This is a genomic window from Actinomyces sp. (assembly GCF_030524025.1).
Taxonomy (GTDB): Bacteria; Actinomycetota; Actinomycetes; order Actinomycetales; family Actinomycetaceae; genus Actinomyces.
In genome coordinates this window covers 24,903-44,836 of sequence record NZ_JAUNHI010000005.1, presented here as the reverse complement: position 1 = coordinate 44,836, position 19,934 = coordinate 24,903, and the positions used below count along the sequence as shown (strand labels likewise).

The following is a 19,934-nucleotide window of genomic DNA, read 5'->3' as shown; positions in this document are numbered from 1 at the left end:
AGGACTGACAGTCAGGAAGATTACCCGCGGGCGGGGGGTCCGCCAAATCGGGGGGCAGTGAGTCTCGGCACAAGAGACGTCGTCGTCCGCCCTCCGGCGCCAGGTGCCGTCGCGGCTTGCTCAGGCCCGTCGGCGGCGCACCATGAGCAGCGCACCGCCGGCGAGCAGCCCGATGGCGACGACGATCAGTCCTCCGGTCGCGCCGGTGCGTGCCAGCCAGGTGCCGGCGTGCCCCGGGGCCAAGGCCCCGGTCGAGGCTCCGGCCGTCCCGCCGGCGGCCCCGCCCGTCGTCCCGCCACTCGCAGCCGGGCCGGTCGGCTGCGCCGTGGCCGGGCTGGTCGCCCCACCACTCGCCGGGTCGGTGGGCTGCGCCGTGGGCTGGTTGGCCGAGCGCTCGCCGGCCGCGCGGATCTCGGCCGCCCCAATACTGACGTCCTGGCCCGTCTGGGCGTTGGCCAGCTCGACGCGCAGGAACCGGGCACTGACGGGTGCGGGCAGCTCCAGGACGGCCGGGGCCCAGCGGGCCGGGTCGATCTGGCCGGAGGCGGCCTCGGTCCAAGTCACCCCATCCAGGGAGGTCGACACCGTCCAGCTCGTGGCGTGGGCCGAGGCGAGCTCCTGGTCGGGCGTGTAGTGCACCCTGGTCAGGTCGTAGACGGCGCCCAGGTCGGAGTCGTAGGGCGCGGTCGTGTCCTGCTCGACAGTGGTGAAGATGTTGTCGTCGACAAGAGCGACGGCATCGGCCGGGGACACGACGCTCAGCTCGGACTGCTCGATGTACCCCTCGGTCTTCCAGTCGATGCTGATCGTCGGGGAGGTCCACGTCGCCCAGTCCTCGGGGCGCCGGCCGTCGTCACCCACCGGCAGGACACTGACCCGCAGCTGGTACTGCCCGGTGGGCGCCTGCTGGACCGCCCCCGACTCATCGACATAACTGCCGTCCCACACGAGCGACGGGGCGTCGGAGCGCAGGTACCAGTTCTCGTCGATGGTGGCCTGACCGAGCTCGGTGACGGTCCCGTCGGCGGCCACCCCCAGGACCTCCAGCAGCGCGCCGCGGAAGGGGATGAGCGGTTCGATGAGGACGCCGGGGCGGTCCTCATACATCCCCTCGGTGGTCCGCGTCGAGGAGCCGAAGACGTAGGTGGCGGTGTCCACCGGGACGCCCTCGGCGTCGACCACGGCGGTGTTGGGCCCGAAGACCTCGGCCTGGCCGAGGTTGCCGCCGACCCCGGAGAAGGGGATGCGCACGGCCGCCTGCCCCGACGCCGGGGTGAGCACGATCCAGCCGCCGTAGAAGTCACCGTCGTCGATCCCCGCCGGGGCCGTGATCGTCACCTCCAGGGTCGCGCTGCCCCCGGCAGGCACCGTCACGCTGGAGCCGTCGGTCGACACGGTCGCGGGCGAGGAGGTGCCCTGCACGGGGGTCCAGGAGCCACCGGTGATCGTCACCGCGTCGACATGGCTCAAGGCGTAGGTCACGGGCGCCGCCGAGCGGTTGGTCAGGGTGAACGTCTGCGTGCGCCCGGACGGGTAGTCCTGGGACTGACCGAGGTTGATGACACTCGGGTCCGTCTCCAGCTCGGCCTGGATCGCCCGGTCGACCGCGATGAGGCCGGCGCCCTGGCGGGCCAGGGGCTCGAGCAGTGCGGGGTCCCCGGCCGCCTGGGTCCAGGTGACCGGCGCCGCCGTCGAGCGCAGCCGCCAGGCGACCTCCTCGAAGGCCTCGAAGCCCTGGGCGTTCTTGATCTCCGGGTGCGCCTGCACGATGAGCGCGGCCGCCCCCGCCACGTAGGGGGAGGCCATCGAGGTGCCCGAGCTCGTCCGGTGCGGACCGTCGCTCTCCAGGGGCCAGGTCGACCAGATGAGGCCGCCGGGGGCGACGACGTCGGGCTTGAGGGACAGGTGCTCGTTGAGTCCCCAGGACGAGAAGTACGAGACCTGGCCGGTGGTGGGGACCGCGAACTCGGAGTAGTCCTCGGAGAAGGTGAAGGTGGAGTCGGCGGTCAGCCCCGCGCGGATGGCCTGGCCGTCGGCCTGGGAGATGGTGACCACCGGCACGGAGATGACGGCGTTGTCCTCACCGTACAGGTCGGCGATGAAGCCCCCCTCGACGTTGTTGTCGAGGATGACCGCGGTGGCGCCGGCATTCTGGGCGTTGAGGACCTTGTCCCGAAAGGCGCAGGCCCCGCGGCGCACGAGAACCGCCTTGCCGCTCAGGGAGCCGTCCGGCAGGGCCTGGCACAGCACCGAGGCGTCGGTCGGCTCGTCCCCCCCGTCGGCGGCCGGGTCGCCCGCGGCCACAAGGTCGATGGCGACATCGTCGTCCCGCGTGACCGCGGCGGTCGAGCCGGAGGCCTCGGTGTAGAGGATCTCCCGCCCAGGGCTCGTGGAGACCGTGAGGTAGAAGTTCGTCTCGACGGTGTTGTCGACGCTGCCCACGGCCAGGACGTGCTCGGCCGCCGCCGGGGCGCCCATCGTCCACCGTCCGCCCTCACCGAGGTTGCCCTGGGAGGCGGTGACGATGACCCCCTGGGAGGCGAGGTTCTCGGCGGCCACGGCGGTGGGGTAGTCGGTGAAGACGACGAAGTCGGCGCCGATGGAGATGTTGACGACGTCGACGCCGTCGGCCGCCGCGCGCTCCATGGCCGCCGCGATGACGTCCGCCCCGGTGCTGCCCTGGCAGCCGAGGACGCGGTAGACGGCGAGGTCGGCGTCGGGGGCCACACCGCGGATCTCCTCGGTGCCCGGCTGCCCGTCGGCGGCGGCGATGCCCGCCACATGGGTGCCGTGGCCGTCGCAGTCGTCGGGGTAGGAGTCCGGGGAGGCCGCGTAGCGGGTCGCTATCGGGGCGGCCGGGTCGCCGTAGGCGTTGCCCACGAAGTCGTATCCGGCGGTCACCTTCCCCGTGGGGAAGGCCGTCGACCCATCCCCGTCGGCGGGCTCAGGCCCGGGTACACCCGTGCCGCCGAACTCCGGCAGGTCGTAGTCGACGCCGGAGTCGATGATGCCGATGCTGACCCCCTCGCCGGTGTAACCGAGCTGGGACTGGGCGACGTCGGCGCCGGTCATGCCCAGGGCGTGGGTCATCTGCGGGGTCGAGACGCCTTCGGCCGCCTCGGCCTGCGAGAGCGTCATCTCCTGGGCCTGGGCCTGGGACTCGGGGCGCGGGACGACGACGACCGGCTGGATCGAGACGACCTCATCGAGCGCCGCCAGGGAGTCGAGCTCGGCCTCGTCGACGGCCAGGGTCACGCCGTTCCACAGCTGTCCGTACTCGGCCGTCACCTCGGCCTCGATCCCGGCGTCGTCGATGGCCTCGACCAGGGCGTCCTGCTCCTGGCCGATGGCGGAGGCCGAGCCGCCGGCACTCTGGGCCGGCTCGGTCAGCTCGATGAACCACCGGCCGGGAATGTTCTCGGCCTGGCTGCCGTCGGCCAGGGTGACGGTGCGGGCGATCTTCGAGGAGGGATCAGCCGAGGAGCCGGTGGAGGGGTCATCGGGGGCGGCGGAGGCCGCCGGGACGACAAGGACGCAGGCCGTCAGTGCCGTGACGGCGGCCGCGAGCAGACGACGTCGTGCTGGGATCGTGGGCACGGTTCAGCTTCCTGGGCGAGGGGTGGGCGCGGGAGACGCGAGCCGACGGCTCACGGGTGACGGTATCGACTCCGGGGCGATGAGGCAAAGAACACACCGCCGCGGGGAGCTTCGTCCCGCGACCGCACCAGTGGGAAGGGACTTGACCGGACGGCGATGACTCGGGACGGCGACCCCGGGCCCGCAGGCCAGGGGTCGCACTCGGGTGGGAAGCGGTGGCGGAGATGGGGAGATTCGAACTCCCGAGGGGTTTTATCCCCAACCTTCTTAGCAGGAAGGCGCACTAGGCCACTATGCGACATCTCCATGACCCTGGCGGGCGACTGCCAGCCTACCGGTCGGCCGTCCCGCCGGGCAAACCGGGTGGGCGCGGAGAGGGAGGGATTCGAACCCCCGGTGCGCCAGGCGCACAGCGGTTTTCAAGACCGCCACATTCGGCCGCTCTGTCACCTCTCCCAGTCCCGGACAGCCGAGGCCGACGGGACGGTGCACGACACTACCACCTCCGGCCGGCCCGTCGTCCACCGGTGGCCGGCACGTCGCCGTCAGGACCGGCCGAACAGGCCCCGGCGGCGGGCGGGCTGGGCCTTGATCGGGATGTGGGCGGCAGGCTTGTCGAGGCGGCCCTCGGCCAGGGCCTGCCCCATCGCCGGCCACACCGGCAGGCGGGGGATGAGGGTGGTCTGCAGGGCGTGGTAGATGTCCGGGTGCCCCGCCCAGGTGCGGGTCGAGGGACGGTTGTCCCGGTCGAGCTCGTGGGTCCACACCCCCGGTGAGGCGATGAGGAACTCCTCGGCGTAGTCGAGCCAGGACCGGTAGCAGTGCTCGTAGTGCTCGACCTCGATCTCGCCGCGGCCGTCGTCGAGCAGGGCCCGACGGATCGCGGCGGCCGCGCTCACCCCCTCGCAGACCACCCAGTGCATCCGCTCATGGACGACCGGCTCGCCGTCGAAGTCGGTCGTGTAGACGAAGCCGGGGGCGCCGTCGACGCGCCACCCGTCCAACCGCGCCCGCTCGAACAGCTCCTCGGCGGCGTCGAGCATCCAGTCGGGCACGGGTAGGGACCGGGCCACAAGGGCGCCGCGGGCCTGGACGGTCAGGCGGGCCCACTCCAACCCGTGGCCGGGCGTGACGCCGTAGGGGCGGAAGGGGTGGGCGGGCTCGTCCTTGTTGTAGTCCGGACGGGGCCGCCAGCTCGTGTCGTAGTGCTCGGGCAGGCGCCAGCTGTTGGCGCGCGCCTGAACGTTGACCGCGAAGTCGATGATCTGGACCGCGCGCGTGAGCCAGGCGGTGTCCCCGGTGACGTCGGTGGCGGCCAGGTAGGCCTCGACGGTGTGCATGGCGGCGTTGATGCCGCGGTAGGCCTCCGGGTCGGTGAAGTCGGCGGCGTAGGACTCCACGGGCATGCCGTAGGTGTCGTCCCACCAGTAGCGGTCCTGGACGGCCATGGCCTCGCGCAGCAGCTCGTGGGCCCCGGGCCGGTCGGCGGCCGTGGCGGTGGCGGCGGCGAGCATGACGAAGGCGTGCTGGTAGCACTCCTTGCGGCCCTCCGGGTCGACCGGGACCCCGCGGCCCTGCTCGTCCAGCTCGTGGTGCACCGCGGAGTACCAGCCGCCGCGCTCATGGTCGCGCAGCGCCGTGCTCAGGGCGCGCACGCCGTGGTCGGCGAAGCGCCGGCAGCCGGGGACTCCCATGAGGGCCCCCAAGGAGAAGGCGAAAGTCATGCGTCCGGTGATCCACAGCTCGACGGGGTGGGAGGTGTCGACCTTCCCGTCCGACCCGATCCAGCCGAATCCCGCCGGCACGGCGGCCGCGCGGGCGAAGCGGAGCAGCGCGTGCGTCTCCTCAGCGAGCCAGCGGTTGTGCTCAGGTGCGCCGAACCATCCCAGTCCCATGGTGTCCTCCTTGACCCGGTGCGCGCGGGTGCCGGCTGTGCCGGCCCGAGGCCCGCGACGCGACTCGTCGCACCGTATCAGCCGCGCCCGGTCCGTGTCTGATCCGGATCGGTCGCGTCCGCTCCACCTCCGGTTCCCGGCGGAGGCAGGATGGGACCACGCGCCCTCCATCGAGCAGGAGTCGAGCATGCGCCATGGCAGCAACCTTCCCCACGTGTCCTCCTTCAACCGGGCGGTGGTCCTTGAGGCGATCCGCCACTCCGGCCACGGCCTGACCAGGGCCCAGTTGGGCCGTGTCACCGGCCTGTCGGCCCAGACGGTCTCGAACGTGACCCGAACGCTGCTCGACCACAAGCTCGTGCGTGAGACCGGCGTGGTGACCCAGGAGGGCCGGGGCCGGCCGGGCATGGCCCTTGAGCTCGACCCCACCGGAGGCTTCGCCGTCGGTATCCACATCGACCCCTCCGCCCTGGGCGTCGCGGTTGTCGACCTCACCGGCGAGGTGGTTGTCGAGCACCACGGCCCGCTGCCCTCACCACAAGACCCCGAGGCCCTGGTCGAGCATCTGCACCACCGGGTCCGCCAGATGGTCGCCGACGCGGGCGTGGCCGACGCCCGGCTCCTGGGGATCGGGGTGGCGGCTCCCGGGCCGATCGACGACAAGGCCGGGTCGGTCAGCCCGCCACTGCTGCCCGACTGGGGAACCGTGCCCCTGCGTCCCCTGCTCGCCCGGGCCACCGGGGTCGACGTCGTCCTGGGCAAGGACGTCATCGCTGCGGCCAAGGCGGCGCTGTGGACTGGGGAGGCCCCCGACCGCAAGGACTTCCTGGTCGTCTACATCGGCGCCGGGGCGGCGATCGTGCCGGTCATCGAGGGCCAGGTGGTCCGCGGCACCTCCGGCAACGCCGGGGAGACGATGCATCTGCCCGGCGACCCGGCCTCCGGCTCGCCGCACCGGTGGACCCTGGGAGGGTGCCTCGGTGAGCGCGAGCTCGTCGCCCACGCCCACCGGCTGGGTATCGACCTGCCGGGCAGCGCCGAGTCCTGGGACCCGCACGTCGTGTCCCTGGGCTTCACCCGGCTGCTCGGGCTCGCCCACGCGGGAGACTCGCGCGCCCTCGGCGTCTTCGGCTCAGCCGGCCGGGTGCTGGGGACCGCGGTCCTGGTCGTCGCCGAGCTGCTCGACGTCACGGCCATCGTCATGACCGGACCCCGGTGGGAGTCGGTCCGATCCCTGTGCGAGCCCGCGTTGCACGAGGTTGTCGATGACCATGCCGTCCATGGCCAGGCGCGGCCCCTGACCCTGCACACCTCCCGCCTGGCGGCAAGCTCGGGGACCGTCGGGGCGGCCTGCCTCATCCTCGACCGCCTCTTCTCCCCCGACCATTCCCGCCTGCTCATCACGCAGTGAGGCGCCCCCGGGCAGCACGACCAGGGCGAGTCGACCGGGCTCCACGTCCAAGGCCGGGCGGCGCCACCGGCCCCGGGCATCGCGACCCGCTTGGGACGCTGGCTGACGCAGCCTCGCACACGCGGGCACGGGCCGGCAACGGCCGGGCCCATGACGGACCATGAGCACTTCCCGCACGCGAAGATCACGAATTGGTTACGCTCCTAGCAAGCCCATTGACAGGATTTCATCCATTTGATGGAGTTATTTGCGTCACGACATTCACGGCGGATGTCGTCGGTGCAAAGGAGCCCGTCATGATCACCCCACCCCCATCCCCCGGCGCCCTGCGGCGCCCCGCCCTCCCCACCCCCTCGCGCAGGTCCTTCCTCGTCGGCACGGGGCTGACTGCCGCAGCCGCAGCCCTGGCCGCCTGCTCCGGCTCCTCGGGGGAGCGCTCGAGCACGACGCTGACCATCGCCTACCAGAAGACCTCGACCTTCTTCCAGCTCGACGACCTGCTGCACAAGGCCAAGAAGGAGTTCGAGGCCGCCAACTCCGAGGTCACCATCAAGCTCAACCCCATCGAGGCCGAGCAGGACCAGTACTTCACCAAGCTCGCCCTCATGAACGGCTCGTCGGACACCGCGCCCGACATCATCTACGAGGACACCTTCCAGATCCGCTCCGACGCCGCAGCGGGCTACCTCATGCCGATCGACGAGTACCTCGACGGCTGGGAGGACTGGAGCCAGTTCGTGGACTCCGCCAAGGAGGCCGGCGTCGGCGACGACGGCAAGACCTACGGCGTGTCCATGGGCACCGACACCCGCGGCATCTACTTCAACAAGACCATCTTCGCCAAGGCCGGGCTGCCCGCCGACTGGCAGCCCACCACCTGGGAGGAGATCCTCGCGGCCGCCCGTGCCATCAAGGAGAAGGTCCCCGACGTCATCCCGCTCAACATCTATGCCGGCAAGGCCGGCGGTGAGCAGACCACGATGCAGGGCTTCGAGATGCTCCTGTACGGCACCGACGACGTCCTGTACGACGACTCGTCCCAGAAGTGGTACACCAAGTCGACCGGAATGCTCGACTCCCTGACCTTGATGAAGACCGTCTACGACGAGGGCCTGGGTCCCGACCTCGACCTTGCCCTGGACGCCACGATCGGCTCACGCGTCGTCTCCAGCCTCCTGCCCGAAGGCAAGCTGGCCATCGCCATCGACGGCTCGTGGCTGCCGGGCCTGTGGATGTCCGGGGACAACGAGTGGCCGCAGTGGCAGGAGACGATCGGCCTGGCCAAGATGCCCACCCAGACCGGGCAGGGCGCCGGCTTCACCTCGATGTCCGGCGGCTGGACCCTGGCCATCGGCTCCCAGTGCGCCAACCCGGAGGCGGCCTTCCAGTTCATCTCCATCGCCCTCAACGAGGAGAACGCCCTGAAGTACGCCACCGAGAACGCCGCCATCGCCGTGCGCACCGACGTGGCCGACTCCGAGGAGTACCTGAGCTACAACCCCTCGTTCGAGTTCTTCTCCGGCCTGGTGGAGTACACCCACTTCCGCCCCGCCACGCCCGACTACTCTCAGATCTCCTCCAACATCCAGACGGCCTGCGAGTCGGTCATCACTGGCCAGGCCACACCCCAGGAGGCCAGTGACACCTACGACGCCGGCCTGATCAAGATCGTCGGCGACGACAAGGTGCAGGAGGCCTGATGCCTTCCACGGCAACCGGTGCGGCGGCGGGAACCGGCAAGGGAGCCGCCCGCCGCCGTACCGGTCGAACACTGGGGCGCCTCGCCCCGATCCTGCCCGCAGTACTGCTCCTGGCCTCATTCCTCCTGGGCCCGATCCTCTACTCCCTGTACGGATCCTTGACCAACCGGGCCATGAGCGGGTACCGGGCCGCCTCCCCCGAGTTCATCGGCCTGGACAACTACACCTCCCTGCTGAGCGACCCGGGCTTCCTGCGCTCCGTGGCACTGACCGCCGTGTTCGTCCTGGCCTCGGCGATCGTGGGGCAGAACGTGCTGGGCATGGTCCTGGCCGTGCTCATGCGCCACGCCCCCCGGCCGCTGCCCTCGGTCGTCGGCGGTATCGTCGTCGTGGCCTGGGTCCTGCCCGAGATCGTGGCCGCCTTCGCCTGCTACGCCTTCTTCTCATCCGACGGCACCCTCAACGCCATCCTCGCAGCACTGGGCCTGCCCGAGCCGAGCTGGTTGCTCAACCTGCCGATGCTCTCGGTCATCCTCGCCAACGTCTGGCGTGGCACCGCCTTCTCCATGATGGTCTACCACGCCGCCCTGGCCGAGGTCCCCCCGGACGTCATCGAGTCCGCCCAGATCGACGGGGCGGGACCCTTCCAGCGGTTCACCCGGATCACCTTGCCGATGATCCGCCGCTCGATTGCCACCAACCTCATGCTCATCACCCTCCAGACCCTGGGGGTCTTCACCCTCATCTGGGTGATGACCGGTGGCGGCCCGGGAACCTCCTCATCCACCCTGCCAGTCCTGGCCTACCAGGAGGCCTTCAAGTTCTCCCAGGTCGGTTACGGCACCGCCATCGCCACGGTCACCCTCGTCGTCGGCGCCGTCTTCTCCCTGGTCTACATGCGAGTCCTGCGACCGGAGGTGGACTGACATGTCCGCAGCACTGTCCCTTGCGTCCCCCCGCCGGCACGGTGTCGCCGTAGCGGCCTCCGTGTCCCTCGTGCTCATCGGCGCAGCCTTTCTCCTGCCCCTGGCCTGGATCCTGCTGGCGGCACTCGACGCCAACGCCACCGTGTCCGTCAAGCTGCCCACCTCGTGGACCCTGGAGAACTTCACCGCGATCATGAGCGTGGAGGGCACGCTCCGACCGCTGTGGAACTCGGCTCTCATCTCCTTGGGCACCGCCACGCTGTGCGTTGTCGTCTCGGTGCTGGCCGCCTACCCGCTCTCGCGCTTCCAGATGCGCTTCAACCGAGCCTTCCTCTACACGATCCTGTTCGGCACCTGCCTGCCGATCACCGCGATGATGGTGCCGGTCTACGCCCTGTTCGTCTCCTTCCGCCTGCTCGACTCCCTGCCGGGCACGGTGCTGTTCATGGCGGCGACCTCCCTGCCGATGGCGGTGTGGATGATGAAGAACTTCATGGACTCGGTGCCGATCTCCCTGGAGGAGGCCTCCTGGGTCGACGGAGCCTCAGGCATGGCAGCCCTGTGGCACGTCGTCGTGCCGCTGATGAAGCCTGGCATCGCCGTCGTCTTCATCTACGTGTTCACGGCCGCCTGGGGGAACTTCTTCGTGCCCTTCGTGCTGCTCATGAGCCCGGAGAACCAGCCGGCGGCAGTGGCCGTCTACACCTTCTTCGGCAGTCACGGCGAGATCGCCTACGGCAGGCTCGCCGCCTTCTCGATCTTCTACTCACTGCCCGTCCTGCTCCTCTACGTCCTGGTCCAGCGCCGTTCCGGCGGTGGATTCGCCATGGCCGGAGCGGTCAAGGGCTGACCCGAAAGGCACCACTCATGCACACCAACCCGCTACTGACCGAGAAACGCGCTGAGCGGATGCTGCGCGAGCACGTGTCCGCCGCGCTCCACCGCCAGAGCCTGCCCCTGGAGCTGAGCGGATGGGAGGTCCCCGACGAGCCGGTGAGTTTCCAGGAGGCGATGGCCCAGGACTTCGCCCCCACCTCGGTGGGCACAGCATGGGGCGCCCCATGGCGCACCTTGTGGCTGCGTGCCACCGGGACCGTGCCCGCACAGTGGCGAGAGGTCGCCGGCACGGAGGTCGAGCTCGTCGTCGATCTGGGCTTCACCGACACCCAGCCCGGTTTCCAGGCCGAGGGCCTGCTCATGCGCGCCGACGGCTCGATCATCAAAGCGGTCTCCCCGCGCAACCAGACGGCGCCCTGGGCGGCCGAGCCCGACCGGATCGAGGTCTACATCGAGGCGGCCGCCAACCCCGACGTGGCCGGCGGTTTCGGTTTCGCCCCCACCCCTTACGGACGCAAGTCCACCGCGGGGCAGGACCCCCTCTACCGGCTGCGACGCGTCGATGTCGCCCTACGCGACCTGGAGGTCGACGCACTGGCCGCCGACCTGGGAGTGCTCCTTGAGCTGGCGGCGGCGCTGCCCCTGGACTCCACCCGACGCGCCCTCATCGACGAGGCCCTGGACCGGGCCACCGACCTGCTCGACCCGCGCGACATCGCCGGCACCGCAGCACGGGCGCGCGCCGAGCTCGCCGGGGTGCTGGCCCGTCCGGCTCACGCCAGCGCCCACCACGTGCTGGCCGTCGGGCACGCACACATCGACTCGGCCTGGCTGTGGCCGACGCGCGAGACGGTGCGCAAGTGCGTGCGGACCTTCTCCTCAGTCCTGGCGCTGATGGACACCGACCCGGACTTCGTCTTCGCCTGCTCCTCGGCCCAGCAGTATCTGTGGGTCAAACAGGCCCGCCCTGACCTTTACGCCCGGATCAAGGAGCGCGTCGCCCAGGGCCGCTTCGTGCCCGTGGGCGGCATGTGGCTGGAGTCGGATACGAATATGCCCGGCTCGGAGGCCCTGGCCCGCCAAATCATTGAGGGCAAGGGATTCTTCCTCGAGGAGTTCGGCGTCGAGACCCTTGACGCCTGGCTTCCCGACTCCTTCGGCTACAGCGGCTCCCTGCCCCAGATCATCCGGGCGGCCGGGTCGCGCTGGTTCCTGTCCCAGAAGATGTCGTGGAACGAGGTCAACCGCTTCCCGCACCACACCTTCACCTGGGAGGGGATCGACGGCTCCAGGGTGCTCACCCATTTCCCGCCGGCTGACACCTACGGCGCCAGGCTGTCAGTCGACGAGCTGCGGCACGCCGAGTCCAACTTCGCCGACAAGCGGGTGGCCTCGAGCTCGATCGTGCCCTTCGGCTATGGCGACGGCGGGGGTGGGCCGACCCGCGAGATGCTCGCCGCCGCCCACCGTTTCGCCGACCTCGAAGGGGTGCCGACGGTGGAGCTGGCCAGCCCCAACACCTTCTTCGAGCGCACCGAGTCCCAGGCCGGCGGAGCCGGAGGGCTTCCGGTGTGGAGCGGAGAGATGTACCTGGAGTTCCACCGGGGCACGTACACCTCCCAGCTGCGTACCAAGCAGGGCAACCGACGCAGCGAGCACCTGCTGCGCGAGGCCGAGCTGTGGGCGGCCACTGCCGCCGTCCGTGAGGGCCTGCCCTATCCCTACGAGGAGATCAAGGAGTGCTGGCACACGGTGCTGCGCAACCAGTTCCACGACATCCTGCCCGGGACCTCCATCGGCTGGGTGTACGAGCAGACCGAGCGGGAGTACAGCGAGGTCTCTGAGGCCCTCGAGGCGATCATCGCCCGTTCGGCCGCCGCCCTGGTCGGCGAGGGCTCGCGGCCGCTGCGCCTCAATGCCGCACCCGTCGAGGTCGGGGCGGTCCCGTCCCTGGGCATCGGCACCGGTCGTCCAGCCACGGGACGCACTGCCACCGAGCAGGTCGATGGCGGGGCGGTGCTCGACAACGGCCTCCTGCGCGTCTCGATCGATGCCGCAGGGCTCATCACTTCGGTCATCGACCTCCGGGCCGATCGGGAGGTCCTGTCCCCCGGGGCGCGGGCGGGCCTGCTCCAGCTCCACCGGGACGTTCCCCGCCAGTGGGACGCCTGGGACATCGACGCCGAGTACCGGCGCATGGTTGAGGACATCGTGGACGTCCAGGTGCTCACCGTCGAGCAGGACGGGGCCGACGGCGTCGTCCGCATCGAGCGACGCCTGGGTGAGGCATCACGCCTGACCGAGGAGATCCGGTTGCCGGCGGACGCCACCCAGGTGGTCTTCGATCTTGATGTCGACTGGCACGAGCGTCAGCGACTGCTTAAGCTGGCCTTCCCCCTCGACCTCATGGCGGAGAGCTCGACCTCCGAGATGCAGTTCGGCCATGTCTCACGCCCGACACACCAGAACACCTCCTGGGACGCGGCGCGTTACGAGATCTGTGCCCACCGGTGGATCCATGTGGGAGAGCCGGGCTACGGCACGGCGGTGCTCAACGACTCGACCTACGGGCACGACGTGACCCGTGGGCTCGACGAGCTGGGCCGACCGAGCACGGTGGTGCGCCTGTCCCTCCTGCGGGCCCCGCTCTTCCCCGACCCCGAGGCCGATCAGGGGCGCCACCGCCTGCGGGTCGCACTGCGCCCCGGTGCCCGGATCGAGGAGGCAGTGGCCGAAGGCTACGTCTTCAACCTCCCGGATCGGGTGGTGACCGGTGACCATGAGGTCGAGCCGCTCGTGTCGGTCGAGGGGCGTGGTGTCGTTGTGGAGGCGGTCAAGCTCGCCGAGGACCGCAGCGGCGACGTCGTCGTGCGTCTCTACGAGTCCCTGGGGGCGCGCACGCGGGCGCGGGTGACCCCGGGATTCCCCGCGGGCCCGGTGCGCACTGTCGACCTGCTCGAGCGTGACGTCGCCGGTCCGGCGCTCGAGGCGGCGCCGGAGGAGGTGCGGCCGGGGCTCGATGAGACCGGGCCGACCACATCCTTCGAGATGCGGCCCTTCCAGATCGTCACGCTGCGAATTCCCCGCGCCTGAGCCCTGCGGGTCATGGCCTCGTGCCGGCGGCGCGAGGCCATGACCCGCAGGCAAAGGCACGCCCCGCATCAGTCGCTGGGCCAGGCCTCCTCGGCCTGGGCCAGTGCCTCCTCCGAGCTGAGCTCCCCGGCGGTCCACTGGGTCAGCGCCGTCCACAGTGCGTCTGTGCCCACGGCTGAGGGCATCGTGTCGGACCCGTCGAGCCGGATAACCGTCTGGCGCGACTGGAGCAGCTCGGTGGCGCGGCGGGCGACATCGGAGTCGATGTCCGAGGCGTCGACGCCCCGGTTGGCCGAGGCCATCCCGCCGAGCTCGACGCGCTCCTGGGCCCACGCCGCGCTCGTGAGGTACTCCATGACCGCGTCCGCCGCCTCCGAGGTGCGCAGGGACACGAGGTAGTCCCCGCCGACCAGCACCGGCGTGCCCCCGTCCTCGTCACCCTTCGAGGGCAGGAGGAAGGCGGAGACCGCGCCGGGGACCATGACCGTCGGGCTCGACTGCGCCTCGGGCGAGGCCGTCGCCTCGGCCTGTGGGCTCTGGCTCGTCGCGGCGGCCGCGGCGGTCGTCGTCGGAGTCACCTTGACCCCGCGCTCTCCGTTGGGGTCGGTCACGAGGGTGCCTGCGGGCAGCACGGTCTCATAGGAGCTCGAGGCATGCAGCATGAGGCACCTGCCCGAGACGAGCTGCTGGCCGGCCTCCTCCACGGTCGTGGCCACCGCCGCCTCCCGCCCCCCGGGGACGTGCCCGTCGGCCAGGACGAGGTCACCGACCGCATCGAGGGCCTCGACCGCTGGTGCGCTGTCGAGCGGGGTCTCATGGTCCGCCCAGTCGTCGAAGGCCCCGGTGCCCCGCGTGGCCAGCAGGGCATCCTCGAGCCAGTCGGTGACGGGCCATCCCGTGGCCTCGCCGTCGGCGACACCCAGGCACCACGGGGTGACGGCGCCGTCGGGGTGGTCGGCCACCACCTGGTCGGTCAGATCGACGAGCTCCTCCCAGGTGCGGGGCACCTGGTACCCCGAGGCCTCGAAGGCCGCCGGGGAGTACCAGACGAAGGACTTGACCGAGGCCATGAGCGGGGCCGCGTACAGGGTGCCGTCGACCGCGCCGACATCCGACCACGCCCGGTCCCAGCCGAGCTCGATGTTCGCCCCGACGGTGTCGGGCAGCGGAGAGACCACCCCGGTGTCGACGAGCTCGGTGACCAGCCCTGACTGCGGAACGACGGCCAGGTCGGGCAGGGTCGGGTCGGCGGTGGCCGAGCCGGCGTCGGCGGCGGCACGCAGCACCGTCTCGAGCTGGTCGGAGCCGGAGTGGACGACGTCGATGCCGGTGCACTCCTCGAAGTGCGCGAGCGAGGCCTCGAAACGCGCCGCCTCATTGCCCGTGAAGACCGTGCCCACGGTCACGGTCGCGCCCTGCGCGGTGGTGCCATAGGCCTCGAACTGCTCGCAGCCGCCTCCACCGGTGGCATCATCTGCGCCGCCGGGCGAGCAGGCCGTGGTCACCGAGGCCGCCAGGGCCAGGGCGGCCAGGACCGAGGCCGAGCGCACAGCCACCCGGGCGGAGGCCGCGGCGGGCCGGACGCCCGGTCGAGCAACCGTCGGGCGGGGCCCCAGGGGGACCCTCGGGGAGCGTTCCATCAGATCCTCCGCGTTCTTTCGACGAGGGCGTCCAGGACGGCGGCGCAGCCGTCGTGCCACACGGGCTCGGTCACGATGTCGCCACGGTCCTGGACCCACTGGGGGGCCGATCCCATGACGACGCCGGCCCCGGCCCACTGGAGCATCTCGACGTCGTTCGCCCCGTCACCCACGGCCAGGGCGTGCCCGGCGTCGGTGCCCAGCCGTCCGGCCAGGACCTCCAGCGCCGATGCCTTCGTCACGCCCGGCGGCGCCACGTCGAGCCACGCGGTCCAGCCGATGGCGTACTCCACCGAGTGCAGGCCTGAGCGGCCCACGATCTCGGCGAAACGGTCGACGTCCATGCCCGGCGCCCGCAAGATGACCCGGGAGACCGGCGCGGCGCGCAGGTCATCGAGCGGGCGGACCACCGAGTGCTCGATGAGCTCGCCGTCGGGGAAGGGCCGCGAGACCCTGAAGGGCAGGCCCGGGGTCTCGACGGCCAGGATCCCGTCGGGGACCGCCTCGTGGAGGGCATCGATGGCCTGGGCGGGGTCGAAGGTGACCGTCTCGACGATCTCGTAGCCGCCGGGGCGCTCGGGATCCATGCGCAGCGTCACCGCGCCGTTGGCGCACACCATCCAACCGGCGGTCAGGCCGACGTGGCGGGCGACGGGCAGAGCGGCTTCGACGCCCCTGCCGGTGGCGATGACGACCTGGACGCCGTAAGTGCGCAGGCGCGCGATCGCGGCCATGACGCGCTCGGAGACGCGCCCGCCGAGGTCCAGGATCGTGCCGTCGACGTCGAGGGCCACGAGCAGGCCCGGTCCGGGCACCAGGCGCGCGCCGCCTCCCAGGGGGTCGAGGGCGTCGAGGTCGGCCATGCGCCGGCGCACGAGGGCGTGGTAGTCGTCGTGCCCCAGCGGTCCCGGCATGTCGAGGCTCAGCTCAGAGGACAGGCCGAGGGCCGGGTCGGGCGGCCCTGAGGAGGGCATGGCACCGGGCACCGCGGTCGGGACCGGGGCGCTCCCCGAGGGGCCGGGTGCCGCCGGGGCTTGGGCCGCCGACGCCCCGAGGACTGACGGGGTCCCCGGGGCGATGACGTGCGCGCCCCCCGCCTGGGGGTTCGGCTCGCTCCGGGGCTCCCGGGTGTCGAGCGGGCGGTCGTCGTCCATGTCAGGCAACCGGCTCGATGAGGTCCAGGCCGCCGAGGTAGGGGCGCAGCCCGTCCGGGACGACGACGGAACCGTCGGCGCGCTGGTGGTTCTCCAGGATCGCGACGATCCAGCGGGTCGTGGCCAGGGTGCCGTTGAGGGTGGCCACCGGGCTCGTCCTGCCGTCGCGGCGCTCACGGATCGAGAGCCGACGGGCCTGGAAGGTCGTGCAATTCGAGGTGGAGGTGACCTCCATCCACCGGTTCTGGGTCGGCAGCCAGGCCTCGCAGTCGAACTTGCGGGCGGCCGAGGATCCCAGGTCGCCCGCGGCGGTGTCGATGACCCGGTAGGGCAGGTCGACCAGGGCGAGCATCTCCTCCTCCAGGGCCAGCAGGCGCTCGTGCTCCTCGGCCGCGTCCTCGGGACGCACGTAGGCGAACATCTCGGCCTTGTTGAACTGGTGGACCCGGATGATGCCCCGGGTGTCCTTGCCCGCGGCGCCCGCCTCCCGCCGGTAGCAGGTCGACCAGCCCAGGTAGCGCCGGGGGCCGGCCGACAGGTCGAGGATCTCGTCGGTGTGGTAGCCCGCCAGGGCCACCTCGGAGGTTCCCGTGAGATAGAGGTCGTCGGCCGGGAGGTAGTAGATCTCGTCGGAGTGGGCGCCCAGGAAGCCGGTGCCTCCCATGACCTGGGGGGTGACCAGCGTCGGGGTGGTCATCGGCACGAAGCCGTAGGAGGTGGCCTTGTCCAAGGCGGCGGTCATGAGCGCCAGCTCCAGGCGCATGCCCCAGCCCTTGAGGAAGTAGAAGCGCGAGCCCGAGACCTTCGCACCGCGCCGGGTGTCGATGATGTCGAGGGTCTCGCCCAGGGCCAGGTGGTCGGCGGGCTCGAAGCCCTCGGCTGCGAAGTCGCGGGGCTCGGGCCCCTCGTGGCGCAGGACGACGTAGTCCTCCTCACCCCCCGAGGGCGCGCCCTCGATAAGGTTGGCGAACTGCAGCGTCAGCGCCTCGAGGTCGGCGGCCGCCTGGGTGGCGGCGGCCTCGGCGGAGCGGACCTGCTCGGCCAGCTGCTTGGCCTGGGCCAGGACGGCCGGTCGGTCCTCCGGGCCGGCCTTGCCCACGGACCGGGAGACGGCCTTCTGCTCGGCCCGCAGGGCCTCGAAGGCACCCAGCGAGGAGCGGCGGGCCTCGTCGGCGGCGATGACGCGGTCGACGAGGGAGACATCCGCCCCACGTGCGCGCTGGCTGGCGCGATAGGGCTCCGGATTGTCTCTGAGGGCGCGCAGGTCGATCATGGGGCCGAGTGTAGTCAGGCCGTCGAGGACCTCGACGATGGCCTTCGCCATCGTGTTGCCAGGGCGGGTGCGGGTTGGCGCCGCCAGGCAGGTACTCGCCCGGACGCGCACGGACGCGCACGGACGCGCACAGTGGCGACGTCGTCCTCCCGAACCCGCAATTAGTGACCTGTGAAACCTACTTTATTCATTGGTTACGCCCTATCATCACAGGAAGGTCAAGAGGTCCGGGCCGCCCGGGCATCGTGACGACACAACCACAAGACGACACAGGAAACTCATGCCACCGTCCTCCCTGCCCTCCTTCTCCCAGCTGCGCGCCTTCGTCGCCTTGTGCGACCACCAGCACTTCGGCGAGGCCGCCACCACCCTGGGAGTGAGCCAACCGAGCCTGTCCCAGGCGATCACCGCCCTGGAGAAGCGCATCGGGGGCGAGCTGGTCGAGCGCACCACGCGCCGGGTGCTCGTCACCCCCCTTGGTGAGACGCTCCTGCCCTACGCCCGCGACGCCGTGCTCGCCGCCGAGTCCTTCAACGAGGCCGTCTCCAGCCAGGGCGCCGCACTGACCGGCCTGCTGCGCCTCGGCCTCATCCCGACCCTGGCGCCCTATCTCGCCCCGGTCATCCTCGACGGGCTGCCCAGCGAGCTGCCGCTGCTCCAGCCCGAGCTGCGCGAGATGGTGACCGGCGACATCCTCGACATGCTCAACCAGGGCCGCCTCGACGCCGCGATCATCGCCATCGACGTCGACCTGCACCGCGCGGTGGCCATCCCCATGTACGACGAGCCGCTCGTCATCCTCGTCCCGCCGAACCACCCCTGGGCGGGGCGCGAGGACATCGCGCCCTCCGACCTGGACAGCCAGGACCTCCTCCTGCTCGACGAGGGCAACTGCCTGCGCGACCAGACCCTGGCCCTGTGCCAGCGCTACGGCACCGTCCCGCCGGTGGCGGTGGCCACGACCCTGCTCACGGTCGTGCGCATGGTCACCCACGGGGTGGGGATCACGGTCGTGCCCGAGGGCGCGCTGCCGATGCTCGGCACCGAGCCCCACGCCGTCGCCCGCTTCGCCGAGCCGGCGCCCGTGCGACGCATCGGCCTGGTCCACCGCAGCTCCTCCTCGCGGGCCACCGACTTCGCCCGCCTGGCCCACGTCATCACCGACCTGACCCGCAGCGCCGGGCTGCCCGCACTACCGCTGACCGAGCGCGAGGACTAACGCCCGCCCCTGAAGCCAGACCGCCCACCCTCCGGGCAGGGCAGGCCCTCGCAGGCCTGGGGATCGCTACCCTTCACCTGTGGCACAACGACGTGGAGGCCAGCACCCGGGCACCGACCCCGGGCGCGGGGCCGTGGCCTGCGTCGTCTTCAACCCCTCCAAGCCCGCGGTCACCCCGGCTGTCCGCGAGCGCCTCACCCACGCACTGGCCGCCGCCGGCTACGCGAACCCGGTGTGGATCGAGACCACGCGGGCCGAGACCGGAGCCACCCAGGCCAGGCTGGCCCTGGCCTCGGGAGCCGACCTCGTGGTGGCCGTCGGGGGCGACGGCACCGTGCGCTCGGTGGCCGCGGGCCTGGCGGGTGCCTCGGTCGACATGGCGATTCTGCCTCTGGGAACTGCGAACCTGGCCGCACGCAACCTCGGCCTCCCGGTCGGCCGCACTGCCGAGGCCATCGAGCTCGCCTCCCGCGGCACCGCGGTGCGAACCGACCTGGCCTGGGTGAGCACCGAGGCCGGCGAGGACTCCCCCGCTCCTCCGGGAGGCTGGGCCCATCCGACCCTGGGCTCGGAGCACGCCTGCATGGTCGTGGCCGGCCTCGGCTTCGACGCGGGGCTCGTGGCCTCCACCCGCCCAGTGCTCAAGGCGCGGATCAAGTGGGGGGCCTACGCGCTGGCCGCGTTCCAGAACCTCAGCTCACCGCGCATGGAGTTCGTGCTCGGCCTGGACGCCGACGGCGGACCCCACCGCGTCGAACGGCTTCGCGCCCGTTGCCTGCTCGTCGCCAACGGGGGGCGGCTGCCCGCGGGCATCACCTTGCTGCCCGGGGCCAGGATGGACGACGGCGTGCTCGACGTCGCCGCGATCGACACGGTCGCCGGCGTCGTGGGGTGGAGCTCGCTGGCGCGACAGGTCCTGGCACCACGCACTTCAGTGCCGCGGGCCGCCGAGGACGACCGGGTCCTGCGCCCCACCGGCCGGGTCCTGCGCCGTTTCGGGCACACGATCACTGTGCGCCTGGCCGAGCCCGCCCTCGTCCAGGTCGACGGCGACCTGTTGGCGCCCACCCGCGGGGTGCGCGTGCGCCTGCAACCGGGGGCACTGCGGATCCGGCGTCCCACGTGACCGGCGCGTGCCGTCAGTCCCGCCCGCCGTCGTCGCCCCGCCCGCCGATCCCCGGACTCACGT

12 protein-coding genes and 2 tRNA genes are annotated in these 19,934 nt (G+C 71.5%); 7 read left to right on the top strand and 7 right to left on the bottom strand.

Annotation, left to right across the window (positions count from 1 at the left end; translation table 11 throughout):
- Positions 1 to 120 precede the first annotated feature (120 nt).
- The 4 genes from Q4C85_RS03700 to Q4C85_RS03685 form a co-directional block, all read right to left on the bottom strand.
- Positions 121 to 3,597 (bottom strand): S8 family serine peptidase, encoded by a 3,477-nt coding sequence (locus tag Q4C85_RS03700; protein ID WP_303139675.1) that lies wholly within the window; start codon positions 3,595 to 3,597, stop codon positions 121 to 123.
- 216 nt (positions 3,598 to 3,813) lie between these two features.
- Positions 3,814 to 3,903 (bottom strand) — tRNA-Ser (locus tag Q4C85_RS03695).
- A gap of 64 nt (positions 3,904 to 3,967) precedes the next feature.
- A tRNA-Ser gene (locus Q4C85_RS03690) sits at positions 3,968 to 4,053 on the bottom strand.
- 89 nt (positions 4,054 to 4,142) lie between these two features.
- Positions 4,143 to 5,492 carry an AGE family epimerase/isomerase gene (locus tag Q4C85_RS03685; protein WP_303139673.1) on the bottom strand — a complete coding sequence of 450 codons (1,350 nt, stop codon included), beginning with the start codon at positions 5,490 to 5,492 and terminating at the stop codon, positions 4,143 to 4,145.
- A 187-nt stretch (positions 5,493 to 5,679) separates the two neighbouring features.
- On the opposite strand from Q4C85_RS03685, the gene Q4C85_RS03680 reads away from it, so the two are divergent.
- From Q4C85_RS03680 to Q4C85_RS03660, 5 genes are all read left to right on the top strand, one after another.
- A complete protein-coding gene (locus Q4C85_RS03680) occupies positions 5,680 to 6,903 on the top strand; it encodes an ROK family transcriptional regulator (protein WP_303139671.1) in 1,224 nt (407 codons plus the stop codon).
- Between the two features lie 296 nt (positions 6,904 to 7,199).
- Complete coding sequence (locus tag Q4C85_RS03675) at positions 7,200 to 8,603, top strand: extracellular solute-binding protein (RefSeq protein WP_303139669.1); 1,404 nt, start codon at positions 7,200 to 7,202, stop codon at positions 8,601 to 8,603.
- Complete coding sequence (locus Q4C85_RS03670) at positions 8,603 to 9,529, top strand: sugar ABC transporter permease (RefSeq protein ID WP_303139667.1); 927 nt, start codon at positions 8,603 to 8,605, stop codon at positions 9,527 to 9,529. The genes Q4C85_RS03675 and Q4C85_RS03670 overlap by 1 nt, the downstream gene beginning before the upstream one ends.
- Before the next feature lies 1 nt (position 9,530).
- The gene (locus tag Q4C85_RS03665) at positions 9,531 to 10,379 is read left to right on the top strand and encodes a carbohydrate ABC transporter permease (protein WP_303139665.1); all 849 of its coding nucleotides are present in this window, start codon (positions 9,531 to 9,533) and stop codon (positions 10,377 to 10,379) included.
- A gap of 17 nt (positions 10,380 to 10,396) precedes the next feature.
- Entirely contained in the window at positions 10,397 to 13,459 is a 3,063-nt protein-coding gene (locus Q4C85_RS03660) for a glycoside hydrolase family 38 C-terminal domain-containing protein (RefSeq protein ID WP_303139663.1), read from the top strand.
- A 68-nt stretch (positions 13,460 to 13,527) separates the two neighbouring features.
- Here Q4C85_RS03660 and Q4C85_RS03655 read toward each other — a convergent pair whose 3' ends face one another.
- From Q4C85_RS03655 to serS, 3 genes are read right to left on the bottom strand one after another with little or no spacing between them, the layout of a single operon-like run.
- Positions 13,528 to 15,099: an ABC transporter substrate-binding protein gene (locus Q4C85_RS03655; protein WP_303139661.1), complete on the bottom strand. Its 1,572-nt coding sequence runs from the start codon at positions 15,097 to 15,099 to the stop codon at positions 13,528 to 13,530.
- Positions 15,099 to 16,253: an HAD family hydrolase gene (locus tag Q4C85_RS03650; RefSeq protein WP_303139659.1), complete on the bottom strand. Its 1,155-nt coding sequence runs from the start codon at positions 16,251 to 16,253 to the stop codon at positions 15,099 to 15,101. Before Q4C85_RS03650 ends, Q4C85_RS03655 begins: the two co-directional genes overlap by 1 nt.
- 1 nt (position 16,254) lies before the next feature.
- Complete coding sequence (serS, locus tag Q4C85_RS03645; protein WP_303139790.1) at positions 16,255 to 17,526, bottom strand: serine--tRNA ligase; 1,272 nt, start codon at positions 17,524 to 17,526, stop codon at positions 16,255 to 16,257.
- Between the two features lie 280 nt (positions 17,527 to 17,806).
- Here serS and Q4C85_RS03640 point away from each other — a divergent pair, with 280 nt between their 5' ends.
- Both Q4C85_RS03640 and Q4C85_RS03635 read left to right on the top strand, forming a co-directional pair.
- Positions 17,807 to 18,745 carry a LysR substrate-binding domain-containing protein gene (locus Q4C85_RS03640; protein WP_303139657.1) on the top strand — a complete coding sequence of 313 codons (939 nt, stop codon included), beginning with the start codon at positions 17,807 to 17,809 and terminating at the stop codon, positions 18,743 to 18,745.
- Between the two features lie 79 nt (positions 18,746 to 18,824).
- Positions 18,825 to 19,871 carry a diacylglycerol kinase family protein gene (locus Q4C85_RS03635; protein ID WP_303139654.1) on the top strand — a complete coding sequence of 349 codons (1,047 nt, stop codon included), beginning with the start codon at positions 18,825 to 18,827 and terminating at the stop codon, positions 19,869 to 19,871.
- The last annotated feature ends 63 nt before the right edge of the window (positions 19,872 to 19,934 follow it).